Source organism: Zoogloea sp. GDB6, assembly GCF_056724105.1.
Map to the genome: position 1 here is coordinate 4,772,884 of NZ_CM161497.1, position 18,676 is coordinate 4,791,559.

The window sequence follows — 18,676 nt, forward strand, 5'->3', positions numbered from 1 at the left end:
TACACGGCCGGCGTATTACAGCAGCGGCGCCAGCCACTTGCGGGCTTCGTCCACCGTCATGCCGGTGCGCGCGGCCCAGTCGGCCAGCTGGTCCTGGCCGATCTTGCTGACTGCGAAGTAGTGGCTGTCCGGGTGGGCGAAGTAGAAGCCACTGACCGCCGCTGCCGGCGTCATCGCGAAGCTCTCGGTGAGCCCCATGCCGGTGTTGGCCGGGGCGTCGAGCAGCGTGAACAGGTCGCCCTTGACGGTGTGGTCCGGGCAGGCCGGGTAGCCCGGCGCCGGACGGATGCCGCGGTAGGCTTCCTTGATCAGCTCGTCGCAGCTCAGCGTCTCGGCCGGCGCGTAGGCCCACAGCTCCTTGCGCACCTTGGCGTGCAGCCATTCAGCGGCGGCTTCGGCGAAGCGGTCGGCCAGCGCCTTCAGCATGATCGCGTGGTAGTCGTCGTGGGTGCGCTCGTAGGCGGCCAGGCGGCCCTCGATGCCGAGGCCGGCGGTCACCGCGAAGGCTCCCACGTAGTCGGCCACGCCGCTGTCCTTGCCGGCCACGAAGTCGGCCAGGCAGTAGTTCGGCTTGCCGGCCGGGCGCTCGTGCTGCTGGCGCAGGCCGCGCCACGTCATCTGCACCTGGCTGCGGGATTCGTCGGCGTAGATCTCGATGTCGTCGCCCACCGCATTGGCGGGGAACAGGCCGACCACCGCGCGGGCCTTGACCCACGGGTTGGTGTCCTGCTCGGCGACCATGCGGGCCAGCATCACCTCGGCGTCGGACTTCAGCTCGCGGGCGGTCTCGCCGACGATGTCGTCGTGGAGGATCTTCGGGTAGCTGCCGGCCAGGTCCCAGGTCTGGAAGAACGGGCCCCAGTCGATGTAATCCACCAGCTCGGCCAGGTCGATGTCGAAGGCCTGCACGCCCAGCTGGGCCGGCGCCGGCGGCACGTAGGCCGCATCGCCGTTCCACTTGAACGCATTGGCGCGGGCCTCGGCCAGCGTGACCATCGCGACGCCCTTCTTGCCGGCGTGCTGGGCGCGGATCTTCTCGTAGTCGGCGGCCACCTCGGCGGCGTAACCGGCGCTCTGCGCCTCGGACAGCAGGCTGGTGACCACGCCGACAGCGCGGGAGGCGTCCGGCACGTAGATCACCGGCTGGTCGTAGTGCGGGGCGATCTTGATCGCCGTGTGGGCGCGGCTGGTGGTGGCGCCGCCGATCAGCAGCGGCACGTCGAAGCCCTGGCGCTTCATCTCGGACGCCACGTGACTCATCTCTTCCAGCGACGGCGTGATCAGGCCGGACAGGCCGATAGCCTGGGCGCCGTGCTCCTTCGCCGCGGCGAGGATCTTGTCGCAGGGCACCATCACGCCCAGGTCGACGATGTCGTAGCCGTTGCAGCCGAGCACCACGCCGACGATGTTCTTGCCGATGTCGTGCACGTCGCCCTTCACGGTGGCGATGACGATCTTGCCCTTACTGCGGGCGCCGGTACGGGCCTTTTCCTCTTCGATGTAGGGGATCAGGTGGGCCACCGCCTGCTTCATCACGCGGGCCGACTTGACCACCTGGGGCAGGAACATCTTGCCGGCTCCGAACAGGTCGCCGACCACGTTCATGCCGACCATCAACGGGCCTTCGATCACTGCGAGGGGCGGCTTACCTTCGGCAGCCAGCTTGGCGCGCACTTCCTCGGTATCGGCAACGACGAAGTCGGTGATGCCCTTCACCAGCGCATGGGACAGGCGCGCCTCGACAGGCTGCTCGCGCCACGACAGGTCGGGGCCGGAATCCTTGGCCTTGCCTTCCTTGACGGTCTGCGCGAACTCAACCAGCGCCTCGCCGGCGCCCGGATGGCGATTGAGCACCACGTCCTCGACCTTGGCGCGCAGCTCCGCCTCCAGATCGTCGTAGACGCCGAGCATGCCGGCATTGACGATGCCCATGCTCATGCCGGCCTTGATGGCGTGGTACAGGAACACCGTATGGATCGCCTCGCGCACCGGGTCGTTGCCGCGGAAGCTGAAGCTCACGTTGGAAACGCCACCGCTGATCTTGGCGTAGGGCAGATGCTCCCGGATCCACGCCACGGCCTGGATGAAGTCCACCGCGTAGTTGTCGTGCTCCTCGATGCCGGTGGCGATGGCAAAGATGTTCGGGTCGAAGATGATGTCTTCCGGCGGGAAACCAATGCCGGTCAGCAGTTCGTAGGCCTTGGCGCAGATCTCGGTCTTGCGGGCGAAGGTGTCGGCCTGGCCCTTCTCGTCAAAGGCCATCACGATCACCGCCGCGCCGTACTGGCGGCACAGGCGCGCCTGGCGCAGGAACTCGGCCTCGCCCTCCTTCATGGAGATGGAGTTGACCACGCCCTTGCCCTGGATGCACTTCAGGCCGGCCTCGATGACGCTCCACTTGGAGGAGTCGAGCATGATCGGCACGCGGGAGATGTCCGGCTCGGAGGCGATCAGCTTGAGGAACTTCTCCATCGCGGCCAGCGAATCGAGCATGGCCTCGTCCATGTTGATGTCGATGACCTGGGCGCCGTTTTCAACCTGCTGGCGGGCCACCGCCAGCGCGTCGTCGAAGCGACCTTCGAGAATCATGCGGGCGAAGGCGCGGGAGCCGGTGACGTTGGTGCGCTCGCCGACGTTCACGAACAGCGATTCCGGACCGACGTTGAAGGGCTCCAGGCCCGACAGGCGCAGCTTCTTCTCGATGTGCGGGATGCTGCGCGGGGTGACCAGCGCGACCGCCTCGGCAATCGCCTTGATGTGCGCCGGCGAGGTGCCGCAGCAGCCGCCGACGATGTTCACCAGGCCGGAGCGGGCCCATTCGACGATCTCGGAGGCCAACTGCTCCGGCGTCTCGTCGTAGCCGGTGGGCGACAGCGGATTGGGCAGGCCGGCGTTGGGGTGGGCGGAGACGAAGGTGTCGCAGACAGTGGACAGTTCATCCACGTACTGGCGCAGCTCCTTGGCGCCCAGCGCGCAGTTGAGGCCGAAGCTGATCGGCTGGGCGTGGCTGAGAGAGTTCCAGAAGGCCTCGGCGGTCTGACCGGACAGGGTGCGACCAGAGGCGTCGGTGATGGTGCCGGAGATCATCACCGGCACACGCTGCTTGATGTCGGCGAACAGCTTCTCGACGGCGAACACCGCCGCCTTGGCGTTGAGCGTATCGAAGATAGTCTCGATCAGCAGGATGTCGGCGCCGCCCTCGAGCAGGCCCTTGGCCGAGTCGTAGTAGTCATCGACCAGCGCATCGAAGCTGATGTTGCGGAAGCCCGGATCGTTCACGTCCGGCGAGATCGACAGGGTGCGCGACGTGGGGCCGACCACGCCGGCGCAGAAGCGCGGCTTGGCCGGGTTGGCGGCGGTGAATTCGTCACACAGCTCACGCACCAGGCGGGCGCCCTCCACGTTCAGCTCGTAGGCCACGTCGCCCAGCCCGTACTCGGCCTGGGACACGCGGGTGGCGTTGAAGGTGCAGGTCTCGATGATGTCCGCGCCGGCCTCCAGGTAGGCCCGGTGGATGCCGCCGACCACGTCCGGGCGGGTCAGCACCAGCAGGTCGTTATTGCCCTTCAGGTCCTTGGGATGATCGGCGAAGCGCTGGCCGCGGTAGTCGGCCTCACCGAGCTTGTGCTGCTGGATCATCGTGCCCATCGCCCCGTCGAGGATCAGGATGCGATGGGTCAGGGCGGACTGGAGTTCGGCGGTGCGGTCGGCTTGCATGGATCTACCTCGGTACGGATTTGTCAGCCGGGAGGGACGCGCGCTGCAGCGGCACAAAAGCGAACAGCGCGGCAAACCCGGCTGGAAGGTTTGCGAGCGCCGTTGATGATTGCCGAGCCTGGCCCACGGGTTTCGCAGGTCGCAACGCTCCTCGGCAAGGGGCGGATTTTACGGGGTTTTCAGTCCATCTGCCAAGATCGGGCAGCGTTCAGGCGTCGACCGCGGCGAGCAATTCGCGGGCGTCATCCCGCCACCAGCCGAGAGCCGCGTAGAAGCCTTCCCACACGCAGCCGTTGCAGCCACGTCCGCAGCAGGTGGTCGGCGCTGGTGGCGGATTGCGATGTGCCAGCCCGGCCGCGTCCAGCAGGCCACGGATAGCGGCAATCTGCGCCTCGGCCTCGGCAAGGTCGGCGGGACGAGAGGTGAAGGGATCGACAAACGCAGTCATGGCGGCAGCTCCAGCAGCGGGGGCCGCGACGATAACACGGCCCAATGCAGGGATGCAGCGGACACTTTTGAACGCTCGGCCTAATGCGACGGGAGGATAATGACGTCATGTCCGCCCCACTCCCGCCCTGGCTCGAAGCCTTCCGCGCCCAGCTCGGCGCAGAGCTCGTCGAAACCCATATCTCCTGGCTGCTGCTGGCCGACGGCTTCGCATGGAAGCTGAAGAAGCCGATCACCCTGCCCTTCCTCGACTACGGTTCCGCGGCGCGCCGGCACTTCTTCTGCCAGGAGGAGCTGCGCCTCAACCGACGCTTCGCGCCCGAGCTCTACCTGGGCCTGGAGGCGGTCGGTGACAGCGGGGAATGGGCGGTCAAGATGCGCCGCTTCGCCGAGAGCCAGCGCCTCGACCACGTCTGTGCCCGCGGCGCGCTGACGCCGACGCACCTGTCGGCCCTCGCCCGCGTCGTGCATGCCTTCCACCGCGCCGCAGCAACGGCCCCCGCCGCCAGCCGCTTCGGCGAACCGGAGCAGATCCGCACGCCGGCCATCGACAACTTCACCGCCATCCGCGGCTTGCGGCCGGATGCGGCGCCACGCCTCGAGCGCCTGGAAGCGTGGACCGAGGCCGAGTTTGCGCGCATCGCCCCACGGATGGCGGCCCGCAAGGCCGCCGGCGGCATCCGCGAATGCCATGGCGACCTGCACCTGGGCAACCTGGTGCTGCTGCACGGCGAGGTGATCCCTTTCGACTGCATCGAATTCAATGACGACTTCCGCTGGATCGACGTGGCCTCCGAGCTGGCCTTCACCTATGTGGACCTGCTCGACCACCGCCGGCCCGACCTGGCCGTCTGGCTGCTCAATGAATGGCTGACCGAGTCCGGCGATTTCGACGCCGTGCCGGTGCTGCGCTTCTACGCGGTGTACAAGGCAATGGTCCGCGCCAAGGTGGCCGCTTTCGCCGGCCAGCCGGACACCACCGATGACTACCTGGCCCAGGCCGCACGCCTGACTGCACCTACGCGTCCGCGACTGGTGATCACCCACGGCCTGTCCGGCTCCGGAAAGAGCAGCCTCAGCGCCGAGTTGCTGCGCGCCGACCCCCACGCCGCCACGCTGCGCCTGCGCTCCGACGTGGAACGCAAGCGCCTGTACGGACTACCGCCGCTGGCCAGCAGCCGTTCCTGCGTGGCCGGCGGCATCTATACACCGGAAGCGACCCGCCGCACCTATGCGCGCCTGACCGAAGTGGCCGGCCAAATACTGGATGCCGGCTGGTCGGTAATCGTCGACGCGGCCTTCCTCCAGCGTGACGAGCGCAGATCCTTCGCCGAACTGGCCCAGCGGCATGGCGCCGATTTCGCGATTCTCGCCTGCACGGCGCCGCTTGACGAGCTGCGCAGCCGCTTGCGGGCCCGTCGCAACGACCCTTCCGAAGCCACCGTCGAAGTGCTCGAACGGCAGCTGGAGTGGATCGAGGAACTGGATACGGACGAACAGGCCCACGTCATCCCGCCGCCTCAGCGCAGGGAGCCGACGTAACGCTCGGTCGGGTGGGTGGAGTTGGGGCGCGATGAGCGCAGCCGCTCGAGGAGACCCCGGGCCACCCGATCATTGGCCGCGTCGCCATCGACCGATCTCTCTTCCAGCTCCATGGCGGCTGTCAGCCGCTCAGCCAGGTCGGTCAATTCGGCATTGCCGGCCTCCCCGGCCAGGCGCACGATCTCCCGCGCGTAGTCCTTGTTCACCCGCATGTATTCCACATCGGTGATACGGTTGCTGACCCTGCGCATCAGCAGGTGGATGCGGCCCATCAGGCCGTAAATGACGGTATCGGACTCCATAGCGATTCCTTTCCGGTTCCGTTGAAAATCAGTTGATCAGGCGTGGCTGATGGTTTCACCATGCTCGACGAGGTCGAGGCCTTCCGCCTCGGTACGCTCGTCCACCCGCAGGCCCACCAGGCGGTCGATGAGCTGCAGCACGCAAAAGGTGGCACCGCCGCTATAAACCAGGGTGGCGGCAATGCCCGCCAGCTGGGCCAGCAGGTTGCCCCGCACACCGCCGATGGCCGGTGAGGCCAGCCAGCCGGTCAGCAACGCACCGAGAATGCCGCCGACCCCGTGGATGCCGAAGGCGTCCAGCGCATCGTCGTAGCCGAGCATGCGTTTCAGCGCGGTGGCACCCAGGTAGCAGCCGACACCGGCAACGAAGCCGATCAGCAGCGCCGCCTGCGGCGTGACATAGCCGGAGGCCGGCGTCACCGCGACCAGCCCGCCGACTGCACCGGACACCAAGCCGAGGGCACTCGGCCGGCCGCGCATCAGCCACTCGGCGCCCATCCAGGACACCGCAGCAGTCGCCGCCGCCAGCTGGGTGACCAGCATCGCCATGCCAGCCCGGCTGTCCGCAGCCAGCGCCGAACCGGCGTTGAAGCCGAACCAGCCGACCCACAGCAAGGCCGCGCCAGTCAGCGTCAGGGCCAGGTTGTAGGGCGTCATGGCCTGCCGGCCGAAACCGTCCCGCGGCCCCAGCACCAGTGCACAGACAAGGCCGGCCACGCCCGCGTTGATGTGCACCACGGTGCCGCCGGCGTAATCGAGCGCCCCCAGCTTCGCCAGCCAGCCGCCCGGCTCCCACACCCAGTGGGCCACCGGCGCATACACCAGCACCGACCACAGGGCAGCGAACAACAGAACTGCCGAGAACTTCATGCGCTCAGCAAAGGCACCCGGCACCAGCGCAGTGGTGATGATCGCGAAGCTGAGCTGGAACATCGCGAACACGGATTCGGGGATGCCCGCGCCATCGATGCCAGCCTGGCCATCCAGTTGCAGGCCGTCGAGGAACAGCCGGTCGAGCCCGCCCAGCCAGGCCGAACCGGGGCGCAGGGCCAGACTGTAGCCGACGAGGCTCCAGGTCAGCGTCACCACCCCAGCGATCGCCACGCTCTGGCTCATGGTGGACAGCACGTTGCGGCGCCGGACCATGCCGCCGTAGAACAGCGCGACGCCGGGCAGCGTCATCAGCAGCACGAGGGCACTGGCGGTCAGCATCCAGGCGGTGTTGCCGCCATCCGGGTGGGCCGGAGCAGCAGCCAGCGCGACATCGGAAAACAGTGACCAGAGAAATGGCACCGCAGCAAGGCGGGCCAGAACAGGCAAGGCAGGACTCTTCGGCATGAGCACTTTCGGCAGACGGACCGCGCACGGGGCGGCATATGTGCACATGCAGCAAATCCTGTGCCGGGCCGGATCGGCCGGAAAGCCCGTGTTTTCGCTCGTCTTGCGCCCCTGGATGGCTCACTCATCCGACATGGAGCACCGGCCTGGTGCAAGCCGCTGGCATCGGATCGTCGCCACCCCGGAATGGGCACCCCAAATGGACAAAGCCCGGCCGGAGCCGGGCTTTATCCATCAGTACATCAGGAAGCGAAGGATCAGGCCGCCTTGGCCTTCTCGCTGCCGCCGACGAAGAAGCTGAGGATGTACATCAGCAGGCCGATCAGGAAGATCACGCCGGTACCTTCACGCAGCCAGTAGAAGATCGAGATCTGATCCTGGGCTGCCATGAAGGGGATCGGGGTGCTGCTGTAGCGCTGCAGCCACACCTGCAGGATGCCCGCGGCGGTCAGGAACAGGGTGATGAACACCATCGCGATGGTCATCAACCAGAACGACCACATCTCCAGCACCTGGGAACGCTCGCTGTTGGCGGCACGGCCGCGCAGGATCGGCATCGCGTAACTGATGATGGTGATCACCACCATCGCGTAGGCGCCGTAGAAGGCCATGTGACCGTGAGCCGCGGTGATCTGCGTGCCGTGGGTGTAGTAGTTCACCGGAGCCAGGGTGTGCAGGAAGCCCCACACGCCGGCGCCGAGGAAGGACATCACGCCGGTGCCCAGGGCCCACAGGGTGGCGGCCTTGTTGGGGTGCTCGCGGCGGCGGCGGTTCACCATGTTGAAGGCGAAGACGGTCATCGCGAAGAACGGGATCGGCTCGAGCGCGGAGAACACGGAACCCCACCACTGCCAGTATTCCGGCGTACCGATCCAGAAGTAGTGGTGACCCGTACCGATGATGCCGGTGATCAGGGTCAGGGTGATGATCACGTACAGCCACTTCTCGATCACTTCGCGGTCGACACCGGTCACCTTGATCAGCACGAAGGCCAGCAGGGAGCCGAGGATCAGTTCCCAGACGCCTTCGACCCAAAGGTGCACGACCCACCACCAGAAGTACTTGTCGAGCACCAAGTTGGACGGGTTGTAGAAGGAGAACAGGAAGAACACCGCCAGGCCCCACAGCCCCATCATCAGCACCAGGCTGATCGAGGTCTTGCGGCCCTTCAACATGGTCATCGTGAGGTTGAACAGGAACACCAGGGCCACGACAACAATGCCGACTTTGGTAATCAACGGTTGTTCAAGGAACTCCCGCCCCATCGTCTCGAGGATGTCGTTACCCGTCAGGTGCGCCAGCGTGGCGTACGGCACCAGCAGATAGCCCAGAATGGTGGCAGCCCCGGCGACGAGGAAGACCCAGAACATCGCAATCGCCAGCTTCGGCGAATACAGCTCGGTCTCGGTTTCCTCCGGGATCATGTAATAAGCCGCGCCCATGAAGCCGAACAGCAGCCAGACGATCAGCAGGTTGGTGTGGACCATCCGGGCCACGTTGAACGGGATGGCGGGAAACAGGAAGTCCCCGATGACGTACTGCAGACCCATGATCAGGCCGAACAGCACCTGACCGAGGAACAACCCGATGGCCGCGATGAAGTAGGGCTTCGCGACCGACTGGGAGGAATATTGCATGGTGATGGCTCCTTTCAGATCGGCGATCAGCCTTCGATGTTGGGCGGCCAATTGGCGGTGTTGATTTCCGACGAATACTTCAGGAATTCAACGAGGTCGTTCAGTTGCTGTTCCGTCAGATGGAAATTGGGCATCTGGCGGCGGCCCGGCGCCCCGGTGGGCTGGGACTGGATCCACGCCTTGATGAACTCGGGGCCACGACGCTTGTAGACGTTGCCCAGCTCGGGAGCGAAGTACGCGCCCTCGCCCATCAGGGTGTGGCAGCCGATGCAGTTGTTGGTCTCCCACACCTTCTTGCCCGCCACGACGGCCGGCGTCAGGTTGGCGTGGTTATCCCGCTTGGGAATGGTCTGCATCGAATCGAAGGTCAGCGCGAGGAACAGGAGCGCAAAAAACACGGTGCCCCCGAAAAAGATGTTTCGCGCCATGGATTTTGTGAATGTCCCGCTCATGGAACCTCCCTGGATGGCTTCGCTGCACGGCGCAGCTTGGGCCGGATGTTCCGGATCGCGGGGGGCGGCGTCCTTGACTCGGGTCAAGCGCGCCGGATGGCAGCCCGCGGCCCGGGTGCCGGAACGCCATGGGGATATGCACTCGTAGCGCGGGAAAGTACCACTGCATGTCATCCGGAAGCCTCACGCGACCGCCGCAAACGCTCAGTGCAACACGACGGTAGTCAGCCCCGCGGCAAGGCCCGATAATCGCCACCGTCCGAACGATCCCCGCGCCTCGCGCCCCGCCATGACGCTTCGCCCCGAACTCGATTTCATCGGCCTCGCGCCCTTCCTGCGCCTGAGCATCTCCGGCGGCGACCTGCGCCAGGTTGCCCAGGCACTGCTCGAACAGGCCCGGCAGGACCAGGACAACCCGAACCTGTGGATGAACCTCGCTACCGCCTTCTTCACGATCGGCGAGCGGGATCTGGGCCTGACGATCCAGGCCCAGGCCCTGCAGATGGAGCGCCGCTACACGCTGCCGGCCCGCCGCCAGCCGGCCCGCTGCCGCCTGCTGGTGCTGCAGAACGCCGGCGATCTGGCCGAGAACACGCCGATCGATTGCCTGCTCGAGGACAGCGACGTGGAGCTGATCTACCAGTACGTCAGCGCCGCCGAGCCGTTGCCGGCGGATCTGCCGGAGCACGATGCGCTGCTCGTCGGCCTGTCGGTCAGCGAGACCAGCCAGCCCATCCTGGACGCCCTCGTGCCCCTGCTGGCCAACTGGTCGAAGCCGGTCATCAACGCCCCGCAGCACATCCCGAACGTCGAACGGGAAGCCGCCAGCACGTTACTGCAGGACGTTCCCGGTCTGCTGATCCCGGCCACCTGGCCGGTGGATCGCGCCACGCTGGCCGCCATCGCCGACGGTCGCCGCGTCGTCGAAGACGCCTTCCCCGGCGGCCGCTTCCCGCTGATCCTGCGCCCCATCGGCTCCCACGGCGGCCACGGCCTGGCGCGCATCGACAGTGCGATGGAGATCGACGGCTATCTGGCAGCCGAGCCCGACGACAGCTTCTATCTGTCGAACTTCATCGACTACAGCGGCGCCGACGGGCTGTTCCGCAAGCTGCGCGTGGCGCTGATCGACGGCCGCCCCTTCGCCTGCCACATGGGCGTGTCGTCCCACTGGATGATCCACTACCTCAACGCCGGCATGTACGAGGATGCCGCCAAGCGCGCCGCGGAGCTGGCCTTCATGGACGGCTTCGCCGACTTCGCCGCCCGCCATGCCACGGCGCTGGCGGAAATCCATCGCCGTTCGGGGCTGGACTACATCTGCATCGACTGTGCCGAAACCCGCGACGGCGAATTGCTGATCTTCGAGATCGACCACGCGATGGTCGTCCATGCGATGGATCCGGAAGAACTCTTCCCCTACAAGCAGGTGCACATGCTGAAGGTAAAGCAGGCTTTCGAGGATTATCTCTACCGTCTCCAGGCTTCCCGGCCCACCCTGCTCTGAGCGCCCGCCGATGACCACCCCAGCATCCAACCCGCTGAACGCGCTCAACTTCTCCGGCGGCCCCGGCGCGCTGCCGGACGTCGTACTGCAGCAGGTGCAGGAAGCCATCCAGGCCGTGCCCGACGTCGGCCTGTCCATCCTCGGCATCAGCCACCGCTCCGACTGGTTCGCCGCCGTCGTGGACGAACTGGAGAACAACGTCCGCACGCTGCTGGGCCTGCCGGCGGACTACCGCGTGCTGTTCCTGCAGGGTGGCGCGACCCAGCAGTTCTCGATGCTGCCGATGAGCCTGCTGGCCGGCAGCAGCGAGCCCGCCGACTACCTGCACACCGGCTACTGGAGCGGCAAGGCGCTGCCCGAGGCGCGCAAGGTCGGGCCGGTGCGCGTACTGTGGAGCGGCGAGTCCTGTCGCTTCCGGCAACTGCCGACCGACGACGAGCTCGACTTCAACCCGCAGGCGCCCTACCTGCACTACGTCTCCAACGAGACCGTCGAGGGCCTGCAGTTCCGCCGGCTGCTCGGCCGCGACGACGTGCCGCGCATCTGCGACATGTCGTCCGACTTCCTGTCGGCGCCGGGCGACTACAGCCGCTTCGCGATGATCTACGCCCACGCCCAGAAGAACATCGGCCCGGCCGGTGTGACGGTGGTGGTGCTGCGCGACGAACTGCTCGCCAACGCGCCGGACGACCTGCCGGCCTTCCTCGACTACCGGGCGCAGATCGCCGCCCACTCCATCCTCAACACGCCGCCGGTGTTCGCCATCTACGTGGTGCTGTTGGTGACCCGCTGGCTGCTGCAGGACATCGGCGGCCTCGTCGAGATGGACCACCGCAACACCGCCAAGGCTGCGCTGCTGTATGGCGCGCTGGACGCCAGCCATGGCTTCTACGCCGGGCATGCGGCCCCCGCCGACCGCTCGAAGATGAACGTGGTGTTCCGCCTGCCAACCCCGGAACTCGAGGCGGATTTCATCACCGCGGCCCGCGCCGCCGGCTTCTCGGGCCTGACCGGCCACCGCAGCATCGGCGGCATCCGCGCGTCGATCTACAACGGCTTGCAGCTGGCCGCCGTCGAAAAGCTGGTGGACTTCATGGACGGCTTCCGGCGCCGGACGCCGAAGCCGTAAGCGCCCTGCAGGACGCCGCGCCCCCGTCGTGAAAACCGCGGGAAGGCGGCGCAGCCGCGACAAAACGCCTCCAGCCAGGACTCCCGTCGCACAAAAAGCAGACGGGCCGCAAATGCGGCCCGCCTACTCCCCAGGGGCCGGGCCCGAAGACCCGGCGTCTGCTCCCCCCTTCTACAGGTTCTAGCTCTTCGGTGGCTTGTCAGCTTCCGGCTTGGCCTCTTCGGGCTTCAGCGGCGGATGGAACTCTTCCGGCGTCGCACCCTCCTTCGGCGAACCGATGGACTGCTCGACGGCCGGCAGCGTGTGGGCGATGCCCTTGTGGCAGTCGATGCAGGTCTTGCCCTCGTTGAGGCCGGTCTGGTGCATCCGCGACGAACGGCGGCCCTGCTCGGCGTAGTCGAAGCCCTCGAAGTTGTGGCAGTTGCGGCATTCGCGGGAGTCGGTCTTCTTCATCCGCTCCCATTCATGCTTGGCCAGTTCCAGGCGCTTGGCGTTGAACTTCTCGGGCGTATCGATGGAACCGAGGATCTTGTGCAGCACCTCGTTGGACGCCTGGATCTTGCGAATCATCTTGTGCGTCCAGTCCTTCGGCACATGGCAGTCCGGACAGGTTGCGCGCACGCCCGAGCGGTTCGAGGCGTGGATGGTGTTGCGGTACTCCTGGTAGACGTTGTCCTTCATCTCGTGGCACGAGATGCAGAATTCTTCCCGGTTGGTGAATTCCATCGCCGTATTGAAGGCACCCCAGAACAGGATGCCGCCGATGAACAGCATGGCGGCAAAGCCCCAGCCCACCGAGCGAATGCGGCCGATAAAGCCTTTCTTGTTGGTATCCATTTTTCAAACTCCCTGGCTGGCGCTCAGCGCATGCCGGCGCCGGGCTTGAAGGTGTTGCCCACCAGCGGACGCGCATCGCTCTGCGGCACATGGCATTGCACGCAGAAATAACGGCGCGGTGACACGCTGGACAGCTCCTGGCCTTCCCGGTCCTTGAAGTGGGTCACCGAGATCTTGGTCGCACCCGTCTCCTTGGCGCGGCTCCAGGCGTGGCAGTCCAGGCACTTGTTGAAGTTCTTGGTGATGTTGTAGCCCTTGATCTGGTGCGGGATCAGCGGCGGCTGCTGGACGAAGTCCCGCGGCAGCGGCGGCTGATCGCGGCCGTAGCGAGTGCCGTCGCCTTCCGGATCGCTGGCGTTGATGTCGGCCCCGCGCAGGCTTTGCAGCTTGACGGGCGCCTCCGTGGCAGCTTCGGCAACGGGAGCGAAGAAGGTCTGGGCAAGGGCCGCAGACAAGGTCAGGGCCAGTGCGGCAGCCCGCAGGCGGGCGGAATTGAAGGTCGGCTTGTTCATCACTCGCTCCTTTGGTCGAACCTATGAGTCATCTTGAAAACCTGTTTGTCACATACATCGATGCAGCGCCCGCAGGTCGTGCAATCGGACGAAAGAATCAGCGGCCCGGCCTGCCCGACCGCCTTGAGGGCCGGACGGATCACCTGCGGCTCGGGACACACGGTGAAGCAGTCCATGCAGTCGTCGCAGGCACTGCGCTTGGAGGCAGAAATGCGCAGCAGCGCAGTCCGGCCGAGCAGCCCGTAAAAAGCACCCATCGGGCACAGGTGGCCACACCAGCCGCGGCTGGCCACCAGCACGTCGTAAACAAAGATGCCGGCGATCACGAACAGCCCGCCGCCCATGCCGAAGATCAGCCCCCGGTGCAGCAGGGACACCGGATTGACCCATTCCCAGGCCAGCCGGCCGGTGACGGCGGCCGCCACGAGGATCCCGCCGAGCAGCCAGTAACGCGTTGCAGCGTCAGGCACCCGGCCTGTCTTGATACCCAGCCGACGGCGCGTCCACGCCGCGGCGTCGGTCACCACGTTCACCGGACACACCCAGCCACAGAAAACCCGTCCGCCGACCAGCAGATAGAAGCCCAGCACGATGGCCGCGCCAGTCAGCGCCGCCGAATACGGCAGATGACCGGTCAGCAGGGTCTGCAAGGCGAGCAGCGGATCGGTCAGCGGCAGCACGCCCAGCGTCAGCGACGAGGACAGGTTGCCCTTGGCGATCCACAGCCCGAACCACGGTCCGGACAGGAAGGCCAGCAGCACCAGTGCCTGGCTCAGCCGGCGCAACACCAGCCAGCGCTGGCGCTGCCACAGGCTGCGCGGTGCGGCGGAATCGGCGGAAGACACGGGCACGCTTGCCATGATCAAGGCTTCCAGTGGGAATCCAGACCGCCGCGACGGACCACGCCGGAGGTGTCCTTCGACGGCAGCACGGGTGCAGCCGGCGCCGCCGACGGCTCTGGCGTGGCGGGGGCCACCACCGTCTCGGTAGCGCTACGGCCAGCGGTCGAACCCTCGAAACCTCGCACCGGCAGCTCTACCTGCTCGCCGATCAGCGAACCGCCGTGGCGGGCTTTCTCTTCCCAGCCCTTGCGGTAATGGGCCGGCAACGCGCCCTGGGCCAGCTTGTGCGGAAAGACCTTGATCGCCGGCTCCGGCAGCACGCAGGACTTCTCGCACTTGCCACAACCCGTGCAGGCGTCGGAATGCACCGTCGGCAGCAGCATCGCGTGGCGGTCGGAGCGCGGGTTGTGCTGCGTCTCCAGCGTAATTGCCTTGTCGATCACCGGGCACACCCGGTAGCACACATCGCAGCGCAAGCCGAGGAAGTTCAGGCAGCTCTCGTGGTCCACCAGCGCCGCGAGGCCCATACGGGCCTGGTTGATGTCGGTCAGTTCCCGATCCAGCGCGCCGGTCGGGCAGGCCTTCACGCACGGGATGTCGTCGCACATCTCGCAGGGGAGCTGGCGGGCCGTGAAATACGGGGTGCCTGTCGGCACCGGCTCACCGAGATCGGCCAGCTTGAGGATGTGGTAAGGACAGTCGCGCACGCACAGCCCGCAGCGCACGCAGGCGGCCAGGAAATCACTTTCCGCCAGCGCCCCCGGCGGCCGCAGGGCCTGGGCCGGCAGCGCCGACGCGCTGCGCGAGTACAGCCCGGCGCCGAGCGCCATCAGGCAGCCGCCACCGGCAGCAGCGGCCACGCCGTTGATGAAACGGCGCCGCGCCGCCGATGCCGGGGATTCGGCAGCGGGCGACTTGCGAGCGGGTTGGCGGGCGGAGTCCACGATCAGTCCATTCGTTGAGCGCACGCGACAGCTGCGGGAGCAAGCTCACTTGCCCCACACACCACGCCGCGCGTTACCCTAGGTCTCAGGCGCGCACCACCTTGACCGCACACTTCTTGAAGTCGGTCTGCTTGGAGATCGGACAGGTGGCGTCGAGGGTGACCTTGTTCACCAGCTTGGACTCATCGAAGAAAGGCACGAAGATCAGCCCCACCGGCGGCTTGTTGCGGCCCTTGGTTTCCAGGCGGGCGGTCATTTCACCGCGCCGGGACTGGACCTTGACCACCATGCCCCGCTGCAGGCCACGCTTCTTGGCGTCGTCCGGGTGCATGAAGACCTGGGCTTCCGGCACGGCCTTGTGCAGTTCGGGCACGCGCCGGGTCATCGTGCCGGTGTGCCAGTGTTCCAGCACACGGCCGGTACACAGCCACATGTCGTAGTCGGCATCGGGCTTCTCGGGGGGATCCTGGTAGGGCAGCGCGAAGATCACCGCCTTGCCGTCCTTCTGACCATAGAACTTGATACCCTCGCCGGCCTTCACGTACGGGTCGTAGCCCTCGCGGTAGCGCCACAGGGTTTCCTTGCCGTCCACCACCGGCCAGCGCAGGCCGCGTGCCTTGTGGTACATGTCGAAGGGCGCCAGGTCGTGGCCATGGCCGCGGCCGAAACTGGCGTATTCCTCGAACAGGCCTTTCTGCACGTAGAAGCCGAAAGCCTCGGCCTCCTCGTTGGTGTAGTTCTTGATGGCGTGCTCATTCACCTTGACGGTGTCGCTCTTCGGGAACTTGTTCACCACCTTGTTGGCGTACAGCACGTCATACATCGTCTTGCCCTTGTACTCGGGCTTCTTGGCGAGCAGGTCGGCCGGCCACACCTCTTCCATCTTGAAGCGCTTGGAAAACTCGAGGAACTGCCACAGGTCGGACTTGGCCTCGCCCGGCGCCTTGACCTGCTGGCGCCACACCTGGGTACGCCGCTCGGCGTTGCCGAAGGCGCCCTCCTTCTCGGTCCACATCGCCGCCGGCAGGATCAGGTCGGCAGCCATCGCCGACACGGTCGGGTACACGTCGGAGACCACCACGAAGGCCGCCGGATTGCGCCAGCCCGGGTAGATCTCCTGGTTGACGTTGGGGCCGGCCTGCATGTTGTTGGTGGTGCTGGTCCAGTAGACCTTGAGCTTGCCGTCCTTCAGCGCACGGCTCTGCGCCACCGCGTGATAGCCGATCTTGTCGGGGATCGTGCCTTCCGGCAGTTGCCAGATCTCCTCGGCGTGCTTGCGGTGCTCGGGGTTGGTGACCAGCATGTCGGCCGGCAGGCGGTGGGAGAAGGTGCCCACTTCCCGCGCGGTGCCGCAGGCGGAGGGCTGGCCGGTCAGCGAGAACGGGCCGGAGCCCGGCGTGGCGATCTTGCCCACCAGCAGGTGGACGTTGTAGATCATGTTGTTGGCCCAGGTGCCACGGGTGTGCTGGTTGAAACCCATGGTCCAGAAGCTGACGACCTTCTTCTTCGGGTCGGCGTACAGCTCGGCCAGCTTCTGCAGGCGCTCCTTCGGTACACCGGACAGCTTGGAGGTGTAGTCCAGCGTGTAGGTGGAGACGAACTTCTTGAAGTCTTCGAAGGTGATCGGCTTGGCGTCGTTGGGGTTGTTCTTCGGCTTGCCGTCGGCGCCGGGATAGCCGTTGAACTTGGCATCCTTCTCCAGCGGGTTGTTGGGACGCAGGCCGTAGCCAATGTCCGTTTCACCCTGCTTGAAGTTCACGTGGGCCTTGACGAAGTCCTGATTAACCTTGCCCGACTGGATGATGTAGTTACAGATGTAGTTGAGGATCGCCAGATCGGTCTGCGGCACGAAGACCATGCCGTTGTCGGCCAGCTCGAAGCTGCGGTGCTCGAAGGTGGACAGCACGTGCACCTGCACGTCGGTCTTGGTCAGGCGGCGGTCGGTGATGCGGGTCCACAGGATGGGATGCATCTCGGCCATGTTGGAGCCCCACAGCACGAAGGCATCGGCCTGCTCGATGTCGTCGTAGCAGCCCATCGGCTCGTCCATGCCGAAGGTGCGCATGAAGCCGGTCACCGCCGAGGCCATGCAGTGGCGGGCGTTGGGGTCGAGGTTGTTGGAGCGGAAACCGGCCTTCATCAGCTTGGAGGCGGCATAGCCCTCGAAGATCGTCCATTGGCCGGACCCGAACATGCCGACGGAACCCGGCCCTTCGGACTTCAGCGCGGCCTTCCACTTCTCGGCCATGACGTCGAAAGCCTGGTTCCAGCTGATCGGCGTGAACTCGCCGTTCTTGTCGTACTTGCCGTCCTTCATGCGCAGCAGCGGACGGGTCAGACGGTCCTCGCCGTACATGATCTTGGACAGGAAGTAGCCCTTGATGCAGTTCAGGCCGCGATTGACCGGCGCGTCCGGATCGCCCTGAGTAGCCACCACGCGGCCGTTCTGCACGCCCACCAGCACCGAGCAGCCGGTGCCGCAGAAGCGGCACGGGGCCTTGTCCCAGCGCACCGCGTTGGCGTTGCCGGTGTCGGCCGGCGCCGGTGCGGCCTCCTTCTTGGCGGCAAGGGCGGGCAGGGAAACGCCGGCCGTGGCGGCAGCCGCGGCAATCGCCTGGGTCTTGATGAAGTCGCGTCGGTTGATGGTCATGATTGAGCCTCCTCGCAGGGGGAATTCGTTTCGGACTGTTGATTCGAAAGCTGGGGATCGTCGCGGTGTTCGTAGGCCAGCGTGGCAGCCAGCACCTGCGGGACCCGGTGAATGGCGATCAGGGTGTCCGACATGGCGGCACCATCCGCGTCCTCGACGGTGACGATCAGCTTGCCGTCGTCGGACATGCCGTGGCACTCGACGCCTGGAAAAGCGAGCAGCGCCGCTTCGGCGGCGGCACGGGCGTGGGGATGGATGCGCAGGACGAGACTAGCGATGTTCATGACGACTCCAGAGCAGGATCGAGGGCGACGCGCACGATGGCCGTCGTGGGACAGGGCGCCAGACAGGCGCCGCAGCCGGTGCAAACTGTGTTGTCCACGTCGGGCAGCGGAACGCCGCCGATGCGCGGCCGGAAGCGGATCGCCGCGGCCTCGCAGATCTCGCCGCACACCCGGCACTCCACGTGGCGGGCCGCCAGGCAGCCTTCATCGATGCGGATGCCGTAGGCCCACGGGCGCTGCGCGGTGTCACGGCCGACGGCGCCGGTGGAGCAAGCCCGGGCACAGTCGCCACAGAAGGTGCACGCCGCGGACGCGAAATCGGCTTCCGGATAGCCGCCGGCACCGCGCTTCAGCAGACCGGTCGGGCACACCGGGAGGCAGGCATCGCAGCGCGAGCACAATTCGAGAAAGCGGTCTTCGGTGGTGCTCCAGGGCGGACGAAATGGAACCCCGCCGGGCGCCCTGACACCCAGAAAACGACGGCGGGAAACATCCATGGCAGGCTCGTGGTTTTTGTCGGACGAGGCGATCCTATT

At 66.3% G+C, this 18,676-nt stretch carries 16 protein-coding genes and 1 riboswitch; of the genes, 3 read left to right on the forward strand and 13 right to left on the reverse strand.

The features are described from left to right. Positions 1-15: 15 nt before the first annotated feature. On the reverse strand, positions 16-3,717 hold the full coding sequence (metH, locus tag AC1PQG_RS21830) for a methionine synthase (protein ID WP_481119839.1): 3,702 nt from the start codon (positions 3,715-3,717) through the stop codon (positions 16-18). Positions 3,718-3,804: 87 nt separating this feature from the next. Continuing rightward, positions 3,805-3,876: riboswitch (S-adenosyl-L-homocysteine riboswitch) on the reverse strand. A 49-nt stretch (positions 3,877-3,925) separates the two neighbouring features. Next, positions 3,926-4,165 (reverse strand): oxidoreductase-like domain-containing protein, encoded by a 240-nt coding sequence (locus AC1PQG_RS21835; protein ID WP_481119840.1) that lies wholly within the window; start codon positions 4,163-4,165, stop codon positions 3,926-3,928. Between the two features lie 107 nt (positions 4,166-4,272). Here AC1PQG_RS21835 and AC1PQG_RS21840 point away from each other — a divergent pair, with 107 nt between their 5' ends. Continuing rightward, positions 4,273-5,706: a bifunctional aminoglycoside phosphotransferase/ATP-binding protein gene (locus tag AC1PQG_RS21840; RefSeq protein ID WP_481119841.1), complete on the forward strand. Its 1,434-nt coding sequence runs from the start codon at positions 4,273-4,275 to the stop codon at positions 5,704-5,706. Here the strand turns inward: AC1PQG_RS21840 and AC1PQG_RS21845 are convergent. The 4 genes from AC1PQG_RS21845 to AC1PQG_RS21860 form a co-directional block, all read right to left on the reverse strand. Next, complete coding sequence (locus AC1PQG_RS21845) at positions 5,685-6,008, reverse strand: hypothetical protein (RefSeq protein ID WP_481119842.1); 324 nt, start codon at positions 6,006-6,008, stop codon at positions 5,685-5,687. The two genes, AC1PQG_RS21840 and AC1PQG_RS21845, sit on opposite strands and share 22 nt — an antisense overlap. 36 nt (positions 6,009-6,044) lie before the next feature. Beyond that, a complete protein-coding gene (locus tag AC1PQG_RS21850; protein ID WP_481119843.1) occupies positions 6,045-7,346 on the reverse strand; it encodes an ammonium transporter in 1,302 nt (433 codons plus the stop codon). A 257-nt stretch (positions 7,347-7,603) separates the two neighbouring features. Further along, positions 7,604-8,983: a cbb3-type cytochrome c oxidase subunit I gene (locus tag AC1PQG_RS21855; protein ID WP_481119844.1), complete on the reverse strand. Its 1,380-nt coding sequence runs from the start codon at positions 8,981-8,983 to the stop codon at positions 7,604-7,606. A gap of 26 nt (positions 8,984-9,009) precedes the next feature. Further along, positions 9,010-9,435 carry a c-type cytochrome gene (locus AC1PQG_RS21860; protein ID WP_481115998.1) on the reverse strand — a complete coding sequence of 142 codons (426 nt, stop codon included), beginning with the start codon at positions 9,433-9,435 and terminating at the stop codon, positions 9,010-9,012. A gap of 289 nt (positions 9,436-9,724) precedes the next feature. Between AC1PQG_RS21860 and AC1PQG_RS21865 the strand changes: the two genes are divergently transcribed. Together AC1PQG_RS21865 and AC1PQG_RS21870 are read left to right on the forward strand one after the other, a co-directional pair. Next, the gene (locus tag AC1PQG_RS21865) at positions 9,725-10,942 is read left to right on the forward strand and encodes an ATP-grasp domain-containing protein (RefSeq protein WP_481119845.1); all 1,218 of its coding nucleotides are present in this window, start codon (positions 9,725-9,727) and stop codon (positions 10,940-10,942) included. A gap of 10 nt (positions 10,943-10,952) precedes the next feature. Continuing rightward, on the forward strand, positions 10,953-12,071 hold the full coding sequence (locus tag AC1PQG_RS21870) for a phosphoserine transaminase (RefSeq protein WP_481119846.1): 1,119 nt from the start codon (positions 10,953-10,955) through the stop codon (positions 12,069-12,071). A gap of 180 nt (positions 12,072-12,251) precedes the next feature. Here the strand turns inward: AC1PQG_RS21870 and AC1PQG_RS21875 are convergent, their stop codons facing one another. The 7 genes from AC1PQG_RS21875 to napF form a co-directional block, all read right to left on the reverse strand. Next, positions 12,252-12,908 (reverse strand): NapC/NirT family cytochrome c, encoded by a 657-nt coding sequence (locus AC1PQG_RS21875; protein ID WP_481119847.1) that lies wholly within the window; start codon positions 12,906-12,908, stop codon positions 12,252-12,254. 23 nt (positions 12,909-12,931) lie between these two features. Then, entirely contained in the window at positions 12,932-13,420 is a 489-nt protein-coding gene (locus AC1PQG_RS21880; protein WP_481119848.1) for a nitrate reductase cytochrome c-type subunit, read from the reverse strand. Continuing rightward, the gene (gene napH / locus AC1PQG_RS21885) at positions 13,420-14,280 is read right to left on the reverse strand and encodes a quinol dehydrogenase ferredoxin subunit NapH (RefSeq protein ID WP_481119849.1); all 861 of its coding nucleotides are present in this window, start codon (positions 14,278-14,280) and stop codon (positions 13,420-13,422) included. The genes AC1PQG_RS21880 and napH overlap by 1 nt, the downstream gene beginning before the upstream one ends. A gap of 2 nt (positions 14,281-14,282) precedes the next feature. Beyond that, positions 14,283-15,131 (reverse strand): ferredoxin-type protein NapG, encoded by an 849-nt coding sequence (gene napG / locus AC1PQG_RS21890; protein ID WP_481123043.1) that lies wholly within the window; start codon positions 15,129-15,131, stop codon positions 14,283-14,285. Positions 15,132-15,291: 160 nt separating this feature from the next. Beyond that, the gene (gene napA / locus AC1PQG_RS21895) at positions 15,292-17,856 is read right to left on the reverse strand and encodes a nitrate reductase catalytic subunit NapA (protein WP_481119850.1); all 2,565 of its coding nucleotides are present in this window, start codon (positions 17,854-17,856) and stop codon (positions 15,292-15,294) included. Continuing rightward, positions 17,853-18,140, reverse strand: a complete 288-nt coding sequence (locus AC1PQG_RS21900) for a chaperone NapD (RefSeq protein WP_481119851.1) — start codon at positions 18,138-18,140, stop codon at positions 17,853-17,855. Before AC1PQG_RS21900 ends, napA begins: the two co-directional genes overlap by 4 nt. After that, positions 18,137-18,637, reverse strand: a complete 501-nt coding sequence (napF, locus tag AC1PQG_RS21905) for a ferredoxin-type protein NapF (RefSeq protein ID WP_481119852.1) — start codon at positions 18,635-18,637, stop codon at positions 18,137-18,139. Before napF ends, AC1PQG_RS21900 begins: the two co-directional genes overlap by 4 nt. Positions 18,638-18,676 lie beyond the last annotated feature (39 nt).

Coding starts and splice junctions, on each gene's coding strand:
- AC1PQG_RS21850 (WP_481119843.1), bottom strand. CDS start 7,346: ATGCCGAAGAGTCCTGCCTTGCCTGTTCTGGCCCGCCTTGCTGCGGTG.
- AC1PQG_RS21880 (WP_481119848.1), bottom strand. CDS start 13,420: ATGAACAAGCCGACCTTCAATTCCGCCCGCCTGCGGGCTGCCGCACTG.
- AC1PQG_RS21845 (WP_481119842.1), bottom strand. CDS start 6,008: ATGGAGTCCGATACCGTCATTTACGGCCTGATGGGCCGCATCCACCTG.
- napA (WP_481119850.1), bottom strand. CDS start 17,856: ATGACCATCAACCGACGCGACTTCATCAAGACCCAGGCGATTGCCGCG.
- AC1PQG_RS21860 (WP_481115998.1), bottom strand. CDS start 9,435: ATGAGCGGGACATTCACAAAATCCATGGCGCGAAACATCTTTTTCGGG.
- AC1PQG_RS21900 (WP_481119851.1), bottom strand. CDS start 18,140: ATGAACATCGCTAGTCTCGTCCTGCGCATCCATCCCCACGCCCGTGCC.
- metH (WP_481119839.1), bottom strand. CDS start 3,717: ATGCAAGCCGACCGCACCGCCGAACTCCAGTCCGCCCTGACCCATCGC.
- AC1PQG_RS21835 (WP_481119840.1), bottom strand. CDS start 4,165: ATGACTGCGTTTGTCGATCCCTTCACCTCTCGTCCCGCCGACCTTGCC.
- AC1PQG_RS21875 (WP_481119847.1), bottom strand. CDS start 12,908: ATGGATACCAACAAGAAAGGCTTTATCGGCCGCATTCGCTCGGTGGGC.
- AC1PQG_RS21840 (WP_481119841.1), top strand. CDS start 4,273: ATGTCCGCCCCACTCCCGCCCTGGCTCGAAGCCTTCCGCGCCCAGCTC.
- AC1PQG_RS21855 (WP_481119844.1), bottom strand. CDS start 8,983: ATGCAATATTCCTCCCAGTCGGTCGCGAAGCCCTACTTCATCGCGGCC.
- napF (WP_481119852.1), bottom strand. CDS start 18,637: ATGGATGTTTCCCGCCGTCGTTTTCTGGGTGTCAGGGCGCCCGGCGGG.
- AC1PQG_RS21870 (WP_481119846.1), top strand. CDS start 10,953: ATGACCACCCCAGCATCCAACCCGCTGAACGCGCTCAACTTCTCCGGC.
- napH (WP_481119849.1), bottom strand. CDS start 14,280: ATGGCAAGCGTGCCCGTGTCTTCCGCCGATTCCGCCGCACCGCGCAGC.
- AC1PQG_RS21865 (WP_481119845.1), top strand. CDS start 9,725: ATGACGCTTCGCCCCGAACTCGATTTCATCGGCCTCGCGCCCTTCCTG.